A 14,012-nucleotide genomic window follows, 5' to 3' on the forward strand; every position below is an offset into this window, starting at 1 on the left:
GCGTGCCTGTGCCGTGGCTCTTTGTCAATCTGCCAGTTGATGGCCAGTCGACAAGTCGACCCAGGGCTCAGGCTTTACGAACAGTACTCCATTCGTGGCATCCAAAGGGGCGGCTCGCCGCTCAAGTCTCCCGCGATTCACGGGAATCTCAAGAGCGCGCACCTCCGATGGCAGACGATCGGCCGGTGGACGGTGATCATCTTCACATATATCTCCCGCGCGGAACCGCATTTTCGCCCCTTGTGTCCTTCTTTGGGCAAGATGGAGTGACTTGTTCGAAGAAGAGTCGTACGGACCGAGGGATGTTGATGCCGGAGCAGAAGGCCGCCGAGAAGGCCGCCGAGGAGGGCGGCGCGGAAGGTCGCAGGCGAATTGACCTGAGTGTGACTCAGGTCGCGGCCAGTGCACTCGCCGCCGTGGTGGGGGCGGTGCTCGCCTCCGAACTCGGCGTCTACGGCACGATTCTGGGCGCGGCGGTGGTGAGCGTCGGGGCGACCACCGGCGGTGCGGTGTTCCAGCACGTCTTCCGGCGCACCGGCGAACAGCTGCGCGACGCGGTGGACCGGACCGGTCCCGGGCCGGAGGTGAACGGGCTCCGCCAGGCGCCGGCCGCCGGCACGCCGGTGGCGGTGCCGGCGGTCTCCTCGGAGTGGAACGAGCCGCAGGTGGTCCGGGCGCGTCGGCGGTGGACGTGGAAGACGTACGCGGCGGTGTCCGGGCTGGTGTTCCTCCTGGCGATGACGCCGATCGTCGCCTTCGAACTGGCCACCGGGCAGCCGGTGTCGGCCACGGTGAAGGGGGAGCCGGGCAGTGGCACCTCGCTGGGCGGCGCAAGCCCGTCGGCCGGGAAGGACGGCGGCGCCTCGGCGCCGGCCTCCCCGGGCGCGAGCCCGAGCGCCGGGGGCAGCGGCACGGCCTCCCCGTCGCCGGGCCAGAGCTCCACACCCTCCGCCACACCGTCCGCCGGTGCGTCCGGTGCGTCCGGTGCGGCGACCCCGAGCGGCGGCGCCGCCGGCCCGTCCGGCGGGCCGACCCTGCAGCCGCCCGCTCCGAGCGGCGCCCCCGCCGCGGTCTCCCCGCAGGCCGCCGCTCCCACCGCGCAGCCGGCGAACTAGGGCTTGTCTGACAATTCCCGCCGCGACGCGAATTGTCAGACAAGCCTTAGGGGTCTCCGACAATTCCGTGCGCTGGGCGGGAATCGTCGGACAAGCCCTACGCCCCCAGCACCCGCCGCAGGTAGTCGTTGCCGAACCGGCGCTGCGGGTCGAGCTCGTCCCGCAGCGCGGTGAAGTCGGCGAAGTGCGGGTAGACCTCGGCGAGGTAGCCGGCGTCGCGGGTGTGCAGCTTGCCCCAGTGCGGGCGGCCGCGGTGGGCGGCCATCAGCTTCTCCACCTCGGTGAAGTAGCCCTGTTCGGCGGTGCCCCGGTAGAGGTGGACGGCGATGTAGGCGGTGTCCCGGCCGCCGGCGGTGGAGAGCCAGAGGTCGTCGGCGGGGGCGAACCGCACCTCGACCGGGAAGCTGATCCTCCAGTCGGAGCGCTCGATCATGGCCCGGAGCTCGCGCAGCACCTCGGCGACCTCCTCGCGCGGCACCGCGTACTCCATCTCCACGAACCGGACCTTGCGGGGGCTGGTGAACACCTTGTACGCGGTGTCGGTGTAGCTGCGGTCCGACCAGGCGCGGCTGGCCAGCGAGGCGATGGCCGGCACGGTGCCGGGGAACCGCCGGCCGACCCGGCAGGCGCCCTCCCAGACGGTGTTGGAGAGGAAGTCGTCCTCCAGCCACTCCTTGAACCGGGGCAGCGGGGCGGCCGGGCCCTGGCTGCGGTTGTTGCGCTTGGTGGAGCAGCGGTCGGTGTGCGGGAACCAGTAGAACTCGAAGTGCTCGTTGACGGCGGTGAGGTCGTCGAGCCGCTCCAGTACCTCGTCGAAGCGCATCGGCTGCTCGTGCGCGGTGAGCAGGAAGGCCGGTTCGACGGCGAGGGTGAGCGCGGTGATCACGCCGAGGGCGCCGAGACCGAGCCGGGCGCCCTCGAAGAGCCGGGGGTTCTCGGTGAGGGAGCAGTGGCGGACGCTGCCGTCGGCGAGGACGATCTCCAGGGCGCGGATCTGGGCGGCGAGCGAGCCGGAGTCCCGGCCGGTGCCGTGGGTGCCGGTGCTGGTGGCGCCGGCCACGGTCTGGACCTCGATGTCGCCCATGTTGGTGAGCGAGAGTCCGGCGGCGGCGAGCAGCCGGTTGAGCCGGGCCAGCGGCAGGCCGGCCTCGACGGTGACGGTGCCGGCCTCGCGGTCGATCTCACGGACGGCCGTCAACGCGTACGGGCGGACCAGGACGCCGTCCCCGGCGGAGGCGATCGAGGTGAAGGAGTGGCCGGAGCCGACCGCCTTGACGGTGCGGCCCTGGTCGGCGGCGCGCAGGATCTCCTTGGCCAGCTCCTCCACCGTGCCGGGCGTGACCACCTTGGCCGGGTGGGCGCTCTGGTTGCCGGCCCAGTTGGTCCAGCGGGTGCGGGGTGCGGTACTGGCCTGGGGCATGCGGTGCCTCCTGCTCCGTGGCCGAACGGTGTCGGCTCGCTCCGGGGCGGCGCCGCCGCCCTACCCGCGGGTAGGCCCGCGAGTAGGGAGGAGAGTAGTCAGTTCACCGTTCGAGGTCTACGGTCTGTCCGGCGGGCTGGGCGGCCTCGGCGGACGCCAGCCCGGCCTTCAGACGGCCGAGTCCGGCCAGCGCGGTGACCACGCCGAACGCCCCGGCGGTCAGCGGCACCCAGTAGCCGGCGGCGGCCCCGGCCGCGTCGACCACCCAGCCGGCGGCGGAGGAGCCGAGCGCGACGCCGAGGGCCAGCCCGGTGGTCGTCCAGGTCATGCCCTCGGTGAGCTGGGCGGCCGGGACGAGCCGCTCGACCAAGGCCATCGCGGTGATCAGGGTGGGGGAGATGGCGATGCCGGCGACCAGCAGCGCGGCGCCGACCGCGACCAGCCCGCCGACCCCGTGCACCGACTCGGCGACCAGCAGCAGCGGCGCCATGCTGAGCGCCATGAAGAGGACGCCGCCGAAGAAGCGGCCGGCCATCGACCCGGTGAGCTTCAGGGTGCCGAACACCACGCCGGCCAGGCAGGAGCCGAGCGCCCAGAGCGCCAGGATCACGCTGGAGACGGCCTCGTGCCCCTGGGCCTTGGAATAGGCGACGGTGACGACCTCCACCGAGCCGAAGATCGCCCCGGTGGCGACGAAGGTGAGGATCAGCACCTGCAGCCCGCGGTTGAGGATCACCGAGCTGCCGGTGTGCCGGGCGGCCGGGTGGACGGGGGGCTCGGTGGAGCGCTGCCCGGCGAACAGCACCACGCCGACGGCGAGGAAGAGCCCGGCGAGCAGCACCCCGGCCTCGGGGAAGACGGAGGTGGCCAGGCCGATGGAGAGGATCGGGCCGACGATGAAGCAGACCTCGTCGACCACGGCCTCGAAGGAGTACGCGGTGTGCAGCTTGGGCGCCTCGTCCCGGTAGAGGTGGGCCCAGCGGGCGCGGACCATCGCGCCGGTGCTCGGCATGACGCCCATGCCGGCGGCGAAGACGAAGAGCGTCCAGTCGGGGGCCTTGAACCGGGCGCAGAGCAGCAGCCCCACGGCGGCGACGACGGTGATCGCCATGGCCGGCAGCACGATGCGGCGCTGCCCGTGTCGGTCCACCAGCCGGGAGACCTGCGGCCCCAGCACCGCGGCGGAGACCGCCAGGGTCGCCGACACCAGGCCCGCGACCCCGAACGACCCTCTCAGCTGGGAGAGCATGGTCACGATGCCGATACCGGTCATGGAGATCGGCAGCCGGGATATGAAGCCGGTGGAGGAGAAGGCCAGACTGCCGGGGGCGGCGAAGATCTGGCGGTAGCTGGACAGCACGATGGCTCCGCAGGGGTAAGGAACGAGGCTGGCCAAGACAGCTTACGTACGTTGGCAAACAGTATTTTCCGGACGCCCGGTGCGGCCCAGCCGACGTGGTCCGGCCCCTCAATGGCAGGATCGGTCGCATGTCCGACGTGCGCAATCCCTCACCCTCCGGCGCCGCTCCGATCGCGGCCCAGCCGTACGACGCCCTGCTGCTGCTCTCCTTCGGCGGGCCCGAGGCCCCCGAGGACGTCGTCCCCTTCCTGGAGAACGTCACCCGCGGCCGGGGCATCCCGAAGGAGCGGCTCAAGGAGGTGGGCAAGCACTACTTCATGTTCGGCGGCGTGAGCCCCATCAACGAGCAGAACCGCGAGCTGCTGGCCGCGCTGCGCAAGGACTTCGCCGACCACGGCCTCGGCCTCCCGGTCTACTGGGGCAACCGGAACTGGGCGCCCTACCTGGTCGACACCCTGCGCGAGATCGCCGCCGACGGGCACCGCCGCGTCGCCGTCCTGGCCACCAGCGCCTACGCCGGGTACTCGGGATGCCGCCAGTACCGGGAGAACCTCGCGGACGCGCTCGCGCAGCTGGCCGAGGAGGGGCAGCCCGCCCTGCGGGTGGACAAGCTGCGGCACTTCTACAACCACCCCGGCTTCGTCGGGCCGATGATCGACGCCACCGTGGCCGCGCTGGACCGGCTGCCCGAGGACGTCCGGGCCGGCGCCCGGCTGGCGTTCACCACCCACTCCATCCCGGACACCATGGCCGAGACCTCCGGTGCCCCGGACGACCCGGCCCGCGGCCGGCCCGGCGGCGCGTACGTCGCCCAGCACCTGGACGTGGCCCGGCTGGTCGTCGCCGCCGTCGCCGAGCGCACCGGCGTCGCGGACCGGCCCTGGGAGCTGGTCTTCCAGAGCCGCAGCGGCGCCCCGCACATCCCGTGGCTGGAACCCGACGTCTGCGACCACCTGGAGGCCCAGCACGCCGACGGCGCGCCGGCCGTGGTGATGGTCCCGATCGGCTTCGTCTCCGACCACATGGAGGTCAAGTACGACCTGGACACCGAGGCGGTGGCCAAGGCCGCCGAACTCGGCCTGCCGGTCGCCCGCGCCGCCACCGTCGGCGCCGACCCCCGGTTCACCGCCGCCGTCCGCGAACTCGTCCTGGAGCGGGCCGCCACCGAGCGCGGCGAGGCCGTGACCCGCTGCTCCCTGGGCGCGCTCGGCCCCGGCCACGACGTCTGCGCGGTGGCCTGCTGTCCCAACCCGCGCGCCCCGCGCCCGGCCGCCGCCGAGCGCTGACCCCCTCCGAGGAGAGCCCGTGCCCAGCCCCGAACTGCTCGACGAACTGCTCGACGTCGCCCTGGACGCCGCCCGGCGGGCGGGCGCGCTGCTGCGCGACGGCCGGCCCGCCGACCTGGGCGTGGCGGGCACCAAGAGCAGCCCGGTCGACGTCGTCACCGAGATGGACCTCGCCTCCGAGAAGCTGGTCCTGGAGCTGATCGGCGCCCGCCGCCCGGCCGACGGCTACCTCGGCGAGGAGGGCGCCGACCGGCCCGGCACCAGCGGGGTCCGCTGGGTCGTCGACCCGCTCGACGGCACCGTCAACTACCTGTACGGGCTGCCCTCCTGGGCCGTCAGCGTGGCCGCCGAGCTGGACGGCGAGGCGGTCGTCGGCGTGGTGTACGCGCCGGCCCGCGGCGAGCTGTTCCACGCCGTGCTCGGCCGTGGCGCCCACCTGGACGGCCGGCCGCTCTCCGCCCGCCCGGCCCCGCCGTGGGGGCAGGCACTGATCGCCACCGGCTTCAACTACGTGCAGCAGGTGCGGATCCGGCAGGCCGAGGTGCTGCTCGGGCTGATGCCGGAGGTCCGTGACGTCCGCCGGGGCGGGGCCGCAGCGGTGGACCTCTGCGACGTCGCGGCCGGCCGGCTGGACGGCTACTACGAGCGCGGGCTCGCCCCCTGGGACCGGGCCGCGGGCTGCCTGATCGCCGCCGAGGCCGGCGCGCTGGTCGGCGGCCGTCCGGGCCAGGGCCCGGACGGCGAGCTGACCGTCGCCGCCGCGCCCGGCGTGTACGAGCCGCTCCAGGAGCAGCTGGCGAGGCTGCGCGCCTGGGCGGACTAGGGCTTGCCCTAGGGGCCCCTGCCGGCGGGCGGGAGCAGCGCGGGCGGGCAGGGGACCGGACAAGGAAGAGCCCTGGCATACGGGGGATGCCAGGGCTTGGGTTTCGCAGGTTTCGCAGGTTTCGCACGGCCCCCACAGGGCCGCTGGTGCCGGAAGCCGGCGTCGGGTCGGTCGGGTCGGGTGGATCAGGCGGCGGTGCGGTGGCGCTCCAGCACCGTGTCCACGCCGTGTTCGGCGGCGAGCCGGCGGAGATCGTCCAGCTCGGACTGCTCCACCTCGGCCAGGAATTCGTCCCCGGCCTCGATCGCGCGGTGCAGGTCCTGCTCGGCGTTGGCTATGCGCTGCAGGATTCCGGCGGTGAAGGCGTCCATACGGGCCCCCTTACTGTGTCGGACGTGCACGTTCGTGCGTCCCCCGCCCCGGGGTGATGGTGGCCAGCGGAAGCGTCCGATCCGGCGGGTCGAGATCTCCGGTCGGGCGCGGAGACGGCCCTCGGCCGCTCCCGGTGACGCCCCAGCCCCAGGGCCGGCGCGGATGAACGCACGGCGGGTGGGTGCGATCGGCCAAACAGCCAGATCGCGGGTGTGCACCTGTCCTCCCCGCCCCCGGGCGGGAGAAACCTCCCGGGGCGAGAAAGTTGCCTGTGTCACAGTCCAACCGGAGTGTTCCCGGTACGAACCGCGCCCTCCCTCGTGATCGGGCCGCCGGGGCGCCCGTGCCCCCGGGGCAGCTTATCGCTGCTTTACCGCCGGACCAGGCAGGATGGAGGCACCGTCGGAGCCGTGCGTCCGCTTCCGGGGCCGGCCTGGAGAAGGGACAACGACCGTGCGGGTTCTCGTCGTCGAGGACGAGCAGCTGCTCGCCGAGGCCGTCGCTACCGGCCTGCGCCGCGAGGCGATGGCCGTCGACGTGGTGTACGACGGGGAGGCCGCGCTCCAGCGCATCGCGGTCAACGACTACGACGTCGTGGTGCTCGACCGCGACCTGCCGCTGGTCCACGGTGACGACGTGTGCCGCAGCGTGGTCGACCAGGGGCTGGCCACCAGGGTGATCATGCTGACCGCCTCCGGTGACATCAGCGACCGGGTCGAGGGTCTGGAGATCGGCGCCGACGACTACCTTCCGAAGCCGTTCGCCTTCAGCGAACTCGTCGCCCGGGTAAGGGCGCTGGGCCGCCGGGCGACCGTCCCGCTGCCGCCCGTGCTGGAGCGCGCGGGCATCTCGCTCGACCCCGGCCGCCGCGAGGTGATCCGCGACGGGCGCCCCGTCCAGCTCGCCCCCAAGGAGTTCGCCGTCCTGGAGGTGCTGATGCGGGCCGGCGGCGCCGTCGTCTCCGCCGAACAGCTGCTGGAGAAGGCCTGGGACGAGCACACCGACCCGTTCACCAACGTCGTGCGGGTCACCGTCATGACGCTGCGCCGCAAGCTCGGCGACCCGCCGGTGATCGTCACCGTCCCCGGCTCCGGCTACCGGATCTGACCCCTCCGGCCCCCGCGGCCGGCCTGCCGCGCCCGCTTCCGGCGGACGCTCCGAGAGGAACACCGATGACCACCCCGCCCCCGGCCGGCGGGCCCTCCGGCGCGCCCGCCGGCGGCCCGCGCGCCGTGCCGCCCAAGCCCGTGCAACCGCCCCGCGCGCCCCGGCTGAACCAGGCGTCGCAGGACAGCTACGTCCCCGGCGACGGCATGCTCGCCTGGCTGCCGTTCCGCCCGACCATCCGGATGCGGCTCACCCTGCTGTACGGCGGGATGTTCCTGATGGCGGGCGTGGTGCTGCTGCTCCTGATGTACTTCTTCGTCCGGCAGGCGCTGCACGACGTCCAGCCGCCGACCTTCGACTTCGGGTCGAACGGGATCCGGGTCAACGGGCAGCTGATGACCTCCGAGGGATTCAACCAGTACCTCGCGGCCCGGCACGACGTCGCTTCAAACTCGGCCCTCAACACCCTGCTCCGCAAGTCCCTCACGGTGCTGGTCTGCCTCGCCGTGATCGCCTTCGTCGCCGGCTACGCGATGGCCGGCCGGGTGCTGCGCCCGCTCGGGCGGATCACCCGCACCGCCCGCGAGGTGGCCTCCTCCGACCTGCACCGGCGGATCGAGCTGGACGGCCCGGACGACGAGCTCAAGGAGCTCGCCGACACCTTCGACGACATGCTCGACCGGCTCGACCGCTCCTTCGACTCCCAGCGCCGCTTCGTCGCCAACGCCTCGCACGAGCTGCGCACCCCGCTGGCGATCAACCGCACCCTGCTGGAGGTCCAGCTCTCCGACCCCGGTGCCTCGCCCGACCTCCAGCAGCTCGGCAAGACCCTGCTGGCCACCAACGAGCGCAGCGAGCAGCTGGTGGAGGGCCTGCTGCTGCTCGCCCGGAGCGAGAACGAGCTGACCGACCGCCGCGGCGTGGAGCTCTCCGAGGTGGCGACCCGGGCCCTGGAGCAGACCCGGGCCGAGGCCGACCGGCGCGAGGTCGAGGTGCGCGCCACGCTCACCCCGGCCGTGGTCGGCGGCAACGGTGTCCTGCTGGAGCGGCTCGCGCTCAACCTGCTGCAGAACGCGGTGCGCTACAACACCGCCGGCGGCTGGGTCGAGATCACCACCGCCGAGGTGCCGGGCGGCGGCGAGCTGGTGGTCTCGAACACCGGCCCGGTGGTCCCCGGTTACGAGCTGGAACACATTTTCGAGCCGTTCCGCCGGGTCAAGGGCGCCGACCGCACCCGCAGCGACAAGGGGGTCGGACTCGGCCTCTCCATCGTCCGCTCGGTGGTCCGGGCGCACGGAGGCACCATCGAGGCCACCCCGCGCGCCGGTGGTGGCCTCACCATGCGGGTGCGCATCCCGGGAGCCTGAGCCGCCTTCCAGGGCCGTCCTCGGCCCGCTGCGCCGTTCGGGCGCCCCGCGCTCCGTGCGCCGACCATCCCCAGCCGCCCCCGTCAGGCCTGTCAAGACGACATAAGGCCTGGCGGGGGCGGCTTGTCATTTCCGGCCCGAGCAACTTACGGTTACGTAACCTACGCAACCGTAGGTGCAGCCCGACCGTCGTCCCCGACGTGCCCGCCCAACGCGCCCGTCCCGCGCGTGCCCGTTCCCCTCAGGAGCAAGACCATGACCATCGCCCCCGTGCAGCGCACCGCCTCCCTCGGTTCGAGCGCCTGGACCGACGCGCGGCTGATCATGGCCCTCGAAGAGGTCGTCGAGAAGGAGCTCAACCGCCACCTGAAGGTCGCCAAGGACTGGATGCCCCACGAGTTCATCCCGTGGAGCCAGGGCCGCGACTTCGACGGCGTGCTCGGCGGCGAGGCCTGGTCGGTGGAGCACTCCCAGGTGACCCCGCTCGGCCGGGTCTCGCTGGTGGTCAACCTGCTGACCGAGGACAACCTCCCCAGCTACCACCACGAGATCGCCACCATGTTCGGCCGCGAGGGCGCCTGGGGCACCTGGGTGCACCGCTGGACGGCCGAGGAGGGCCGGCACGGCATAGCCATCCGCGACTTCCTGCTCGCCACCCGGGCCGTCGACCCGAACGAGCTGGAGCGGGCCCGGATGAGCCACATGTCGGAGGGCTTCGAGTCCGACAACTCGCACAGCATGCTGCACTCGGTCGCGTACGTGGCCTTCCAGGAGCTCGCCACCCGCATCTCGCACCGCAACACCGGCCACCACGCCGGCGACCCGCTCTGCGACCAGCTGCTGGCGAAGATCGCCAACGACGAGAACCTGCACATGGTCTTCTACCGGAACCTGCTGAAGGCCGCCCTGGAGATCGCCCCCGACCAGAGCATGCGGGCCATCGCCGACGTGGTCACCGACTTCCGGATGCCCGGCCACGGCATCCCCGGCTTCGAGCGGGCCGCCGCCCAGATCGCCATCGGCGGCGTCTACAACCTGCGGATCCACCACGACGACGTGCTGCAGCCGGTGCTGCGCCACCTCCGGGTGATGGAGATCGACGGCCTCGGTCCGGACGGCCAGCAGGCCCAGGACGAGCTCGGCGTCTTCCTCGGCGGGCTGGACGCGCAGGCGACCAAGTTCGACGAGCGGCAGGCCGCACTGCTGGCCCGCCGGGCCGCGCGGATGGCCGCCAAGTAGCCGACGGCTGCCCGGCCGCCGCCGGGTGTCAGGTAGCGGCCGGACACGAACCGCGAGCGCGGCGGGTCGTGGATCCGGCCGCTCCGCTTGGGTGGATTTTCCGTGGTTTGCCCCGGAAGATTCGGAACGTGAGCAAGGTCACACCGTGTCGCTCCGCGGGTCGGGCCGACCCCGGAGCGTGATCATGGTGAACGGCGCCCCGGTCGCCGTCCGTGAGGGGATCGGCGGCCGGATTCGCCCCGGTGGATTGGCGGACGCCCCTGGTGGGCAAGGGAGTGGGCGGACGCCCCCGCGGTCGCCGATCACTGTCCGTGTCCGCCGGGCGGCCCCGATCGCGGGCCGGTGATGGCCCAGCGTGAGGCCCCCCGTCCCCGAGCGGATCACCCCAACGGACCCCTGGCTGAGTGTCGATTGAGTAACAGGGCTTGAAGTAAGGCAAAATCTCCGCCTCGGGTCGGGCACAAGACCGACCCCCCATGCGTTACGTGCGCTGGAGATACCGCACACACCGCACAAACCCGGAGGGGGAGAGCGAAAAAAATGGCAACGGACTACGACACCCCACGCAAGACCGATGACGACCTCAACGAGGACAGCATCGAGGAACTGAAGGCTCGGCGGAACGAGAAGACCGGTAGCTCGGTCGACGTCGACGAGTTCGAGGCGGCCGAGGGCCTGGAGCTTCCTGGCGCCGACCTCTCGAACGAGGAGCTTTCCGTCCGGGTGCTGCCGCGCCAGGCCGACGAGTTCACCTGCATGAGCTGCTTCCTGGTGCACCACCGCAGCCAGCTGTACAGCGAGAAGAACGGCAACCCGATCTGCCGGGACTGCGGCGCCTGAGAACGAGGGCGGCCATGGTCCGGGACTCGCAGCCAGCGAGACCGGCACACCGCCCCTTCCGGCCCCGGGCAGCGGGGCCGGACGGCAGTTCCGGCGGCCGCCGAGGCGGCCGCACCGGCAGTACGGAGTCAGATAGGTCCAGCGCAGTACCTCGTGCCGCGCGCGGTGCCGCACCTCGGGCGGCACCTCGTGCAGCACGGAGACAACAGGGACGGTCCCGCATCGCGGAACCGTCCCTCTCCGTTTCCCGGGGACGCCCGGGCGCGTTCGTGCGTCCGCGTCAGGCGCGGGCGCCGCGGCGCGCCTCGTCGAGCGCCTCGGCCAGCTTCATCGGCGAGCGGGTCGACAGGTACAGGTACGGCGTCGGGTCGGCCGGGTCGCTCACCTCGACGCGCAGGGCGGTCGGGACGTAGCTGCGCAGCAGCATGAAAGCGCGCGGATCCGCCTTCGACCCGCGCCAGGCCACCGCCTCGGCGGGGCTGAGCGGGTGCGCGGCGCCGAGGGCGTCGACGGGGATCCGGGCCGGGCCCGCGACCAGCGAGCCCTGCACCACGCGGATCCGGGCGGAGCCGTAGCTGCTGATCGCGGCCGCGCCGGCGGCGATGCCGACCACCAGCCCGACCAGCGCGCCGACCGCGCTGAGACGCAGCAGGATCATCGCGAGCGTGAGTCCGATCGCGACCGGGAGCAACCACCAGGAGCGCGGCACGGTGAGGCGTTCGTCGTACATGCCCCCATTGTGGTCGCCGTGACGGGCGGCCCGGGACGGCACCCCCGGTCCCCCCACGCCTACCGGTCGGTAGGGTTGGGCGCCGTGACCGGTTCCATCGCCCCCGCCTCCCCGTCCGCCCAGCCGGCGCCGAGTACGTCGCTGGCACCGACCACCTCGCCGGTGCCCGGCAGGCCGCTGTCGCCGACCACACCGCCTCCGGAGGCCGTGCTGCCGCCGCGCGCCCCCGAGGCCCCGGCCCCGGGCACCCGGCTCGGCTCGCACTACGAGCACTGTTTCGGCTGCGGCCCGCAGCACCCCGGCGGCCTGCGGATCGACGCGGTGGCCGGCGAGGGACTCGACGTCACCGCCGAGTTCGCCGTCCGCTCGGCCCACCAGGGCGGCCCCGGCCTGGCCCACGGCGGCCTGCTGACCGCGGCGATGGACGAGACGCTCGGCGCGCTGAACTGGCTGCTGCACGCCCCCGCCGTCACCGGCCGGCTGGAGACCGACTTCCTCTCCCCGGTGCCGGTCGACTCCGTGCTGCACGTGCGGGCGTGGATCACCGGCGTGCACGGCCGCAAGATCTACAGCGCCGCCGAGGCACGGATCGGCGGGCCGGACGGGCCGGTCGCGGTGCGTGCGCAGGCACTCTTCATCCAGGTGAAGCTGGAACACTTCACCAAGCACGGTCGTCCCGAGGACATCGAGAAGGTCCTCGACGACCCGGATCTGATGAAGCGCGCCCGAGCCTTTGAGGTGAACCCGTGAGTACGACCCCCCGTCCGCCCGTCGACGTTCTGATCACGCGAATCGACGCCGAGCTGCCGCTGCCCGCGTACGCGCAGCCCGGCGACGCCGGTGCCGATCTGCGGACCACCGTCGACGCCGAGCTGGCCCCCGGCGAGCGGGCCGTCCTGCCCACCGGGATCGCCATCGCGCTGCCCGACGGCTACGCGGCCTTCGTCCACCCCCGCTCCGGGCTCGCAGCTCGTTGCGGAGTTGCTCTGGTGAACGCCCCAGGGACGGTCGATGCCGGGTACCGTGGAGAGATCAAGGTGATCGTCGTCAACTTGGACCCGCGCGAGCCCGTCAGCTTCCGCCGAGGGGACCGGATCGCCCAGCTGGTCATCCAGCAGGTCGAGAAGGCCCGCTTCCACGAGGTGGCCGAACTGCCCGGGTCGGCGCGGGCCGAGGGCGGGTTCGGGTCGACCGGCGGCCACGCCGCGGTCTAGGCTGCCCGCGGCCTCGCAGGAAGCCGAGCAGGTATTCGCATCGGTCTTGGACCGGGAAGGACAGTGACCGTGTTCCGTCGTCGCCAGAAGAGCGAGGACGCTGTCGAGCAGCTCGCCGACGACGCCATCAGCGCCGACGAGACGGCCGATGACGTCGAAGGTTCCGCCGAGAGCGAGAACGAGACCGACCTGGACCCGACGGACCGGGTCGGGCTGCCGCCGGCCCCGCGGCCGGACGGTCCGTGGGACTACTCCGAGCTGGAGAATCCGGAAGAGGGCCGAGTAGACCTCGGGGGCCTGCTGGTCCCCGGTGTCGAGGGCATGGAACTGCGCGTCGAGGTCGCCGGCGACGCGATCGTGGCCGCGACGCTGGTCCTCGGCAACAGCGCCATCCAGCTCCAGGCCTTCGCGGCCCCCAAGTCGGAGGGCATCTGGGGCGAGGTCCGCGAGGAGATCGCCAACGGCATCACGTCGCAGGGCGGCATCGTGGACGAGGAGGAGGGCCCGCTCGGCTGGCACCTCCGCGCCCAGGTCCCCGTGCAGCTGCCGGACGGCACGCAGGGCGTCCAGCTGGTGCGCTTCGTCGGTTGCGACGGGCCCCGCTGGTTCCTCCGCGGCGTGATCTCGGGCCAGGCCGCCGTGCAGCCCGAGATGGCCGGAATCCTGGAGCAGGTCTTCCAGCAGACGGTCGTCGTCCGCGGCGAGAGCCCGATGGCTCCCCGCGACCCGATCGTGCTGAAGCTCCCCGAGGACGCGCAGATGGTCGCCGACGGTGGCGGGGCGGCCGCCACTGCCGGTGAGGGCGAGAACCGCTTCGGCGGCACCGCGCTCGACCCGTTCGCCCGCGGCCCGGAGATCACCGAGGTCCGCTGAGCAGGCCGACAGCTCTCCTGATCGCCCCCGCCCGGATGCCCGGGCGGGGGCGATTTGCATATGGCGGGGCGGTCCCCGTACAGTTCCGGAGTCGCACCGAGAGGGGCGGCGGAAAGTAAGTCTGATGAATGAAACTCCGGAAAACGGAGCGGAAAACATCTGATAAGCTTCAAACACGAAAGAACGAAGCGCCCGGAGGGCCCGCTGGAAGGCGGTCCGAAGGAAGTGTCCGTTCCTTGAGAACTCAACAGCGTGCCAAAAGTCAA

The 14,012-nt window shown here is 72.6% G+C and carries 14 protein-coding genes; 10 read left to right on the forward strand and 4 right to left on the reverse strand.

Annotated features, from left to right (window positions below; translation table 11 throughout):
- Window positions 1–308: 308 nt before the first annotated feature.
- The gene (locus tag ACZ6NC_RS22635) at window positions 309–1,115 is read left to right on the forward strand and encodes a hypothetical protein (protein WP_465735455.1); all 807 of its coding nucleotides are present in this window, start codon (window positions 309–311) and stop codon (window positions 1,113–1,115) included.
- Window positions 1,116–1,212: 97 nt separating this feature from the next.
- Here the strand turns inward: ACZ6NC_RS22635 and ACZ6NC_RS22640 are convergent, their stop codons facing one another.
- Window positions 1,213–2,535: a D-arabinono-1,4-lactone oxidase gene (locus tag ACZ6NC_RS22640; protein ID WP_465735457.1), complete on the reverse strand. Its 1,323-nt coding sequence runs from the start codon at window positions 2,533–2,535 to the stop codon at window positions 1,213–1,215.
- 103 nt (window positions 2,536–2,638) lie between these two features.
- Window positions 2,639–3,895: an MFS transporter gene (locus ACZ6NC_RS22645; protein WP_465735459.1), complete on the reverse strand. Its 1,257-nt coding sequence runs from the start codon at window positions 3,893–3,895 to the stop codon at window positions 2,639–2,641.
- Between the two features lie 128 nt (window positions 3,896–4,023).
- On the opposite strand from ACZ6NC_RS22645, the gene ACZ6NC_RS22650 reads away from it, so the two are divergent.
- Window positions 4,024–5,181, forward strand: coding sequence for a ferrochelatase (locus ACZ6NC_RS22650; RefSeq protein WP_465735461.1), 1,158 nt, complete (start codon window positions 4,024–4,026; stop codon window positions 5,179–5,181).
- Window positions 5,182–5,200: 19 nt separating this feature from the next.
- Complete coding sequence (locus ACZ6NC_RS22655; RefSeq protein ID WP_465735463.1) at window positions 5,201–6,004, forward strand: inositol monophosphatase family protein; 804 nt, start codon at window positions 5,201–5,203, stop codon at window positions 6,002–6,004.
- Window positions 6,005–6,189: 185 nt separating this feature from the next.
- Here the strand turns inward: ACZ6NC_RS22655 and ACZ6NC_RS22660 are convergent, their stop codons facing one another.
- On the reverse strand, window positions 6,190–6,375 hold the full coding sequence (locus tag ACZ6NC_RS22660) for a hypothetical protein (RefSeq protein WP_030301315.1): 186 nt from the start codon (window positions 6,373–6,375) through the stop codon (window positions 6,190–6,192).
- Window positions 6,376–6,829: 454 nt separating this feature from the next.
- Between ACZ6NC_RS22660 and ACZ6NC_RS22665 the strand changes: the two genes are divergently transcribed.
- The 4 genes from ACZ6NC_RS22665 to ACZ6NC_RS22680 all read left to right on the forward strand — a co-directional run bounded on the left by ACZ6NC_RS22665 (window position 6,830) and on the right by ACZ6NC_RS22680 (window position 10,929).
- Window positions 6,830–7,483, forward strand: coding sequence for a response regulator transcription factor (locus ACZ6NC_RS22665; RefSeq protein ID WP_148642660.1), 654 nt, complete (start codon window positions 6,830–6,832; stop codon window positions 7,481–7,483).
- A gap of 65 nt (window positions 7,484–7,548) precedes the next feature.
- Window positions 7,549–8,850, forward strand: a complete 1,302-nt coding sequence (locus tag ACZ6NC_RS22670; protein ID WP_465735465.1) for a sensor histidine kinase — start codon at window positions 7,549–7,551, stop codon at window positions 8,848–8,850.
- Between the two features lie 255 nt (window positions 8,851–9,105).
- Window positions 9,106–10,089: an acyl-ACP desaturase gene (locus ACZ6NC_RS22675; protein ID WP_465735467.1), complete on the forward strand. Its 984-nt coding sequence runs from the start codon at window positions 9,106–9,108 to the stop codon at window positions 10,087–10,089.
- Window positions 10,090–10,629: 540 nt separating this feature from the next.
- Window positions 10,630–10,929 (forward strand): DUF4193 domain-containing protein, encoded by a 300-nt coding sequence (locus ACZ6NC_RS22680; protein ID WP_148642658.1) that lies wholly within the window; start codon window positions 10,630–10,632, stop codon window positions 10,927–10,929.
- A gap of 280 nt (window positions 10,930–11,209) precedes the next feature.
- Here the strand turns inward: ACZ6NC_RS22680 and ACZ6NC_RS22685 are convergent, their stop codons facing one another.
- A complete protein-coding gene (locus ACZ6NC_RS22685; protein WP_465735469.1) occupies window positions 11,210–11,659 on the reverse strand; it encodes a DUF3093 domain-containing protein in 450 nt (149 codons plus the stop codon).
- 177 nt (window positions 11,660–11,836) lie between these two features.
- Between ACZ6NC_RS22685 and ACZ6NC_RS22690 the strand changes: the two genes are divergently transcribed.
- The 3 genes from ACZ6NC_RS22690 (at window position 11,837) to ACZ6NC_RS22700 (ending at window position 13,746) form a co-directional block, all read left to right on the forward strand.
- Window positions 11,837–12,409, forward strand: a complete 573-nt coding sequence (locus ACZ6NC_RS22690) for a PaaI family thioesterase (RefSeq protein ID WP_465735490.1) — start codon at window positions 11,837–11,839, stop codon at window positions 12,407–12,409.
- Complete coding sequence (dut, locus tag ACZ6NC_RS22695) at window positions 12,406–12,873, forward strand: dUTP diphosphatase (protein ID WP_465735471.1); 468 nt, start codon at window positions 12,406–12,408, stop codon at window positions 12,871–12,873. The genes ACZ6NC_RS22690 and dut overlap by 4 nt, the downstream gene beginning before the upstream one ends.
- A gap of 69 nt (window positions 12,874–12,942) precedes the next feature.
- Window positions 12,943–13,746: a DUF3710 domain-containing protein gene (locus ACZ6NC_RS22700; RefSeq protein WP_465735473.1), complete on the forward strand. Its 804-nt coding sequence runs from the start codon at window positions 12,943–12,945 to the stop codon at window positions 13,744–13,746.
- The last annotated feature ends 266 nt before the right edge of the window (window positions 13,747–14,012 follow it).

The organism is Kitasatospora sp. NPDC041988 (assembly GCF_055588525.1).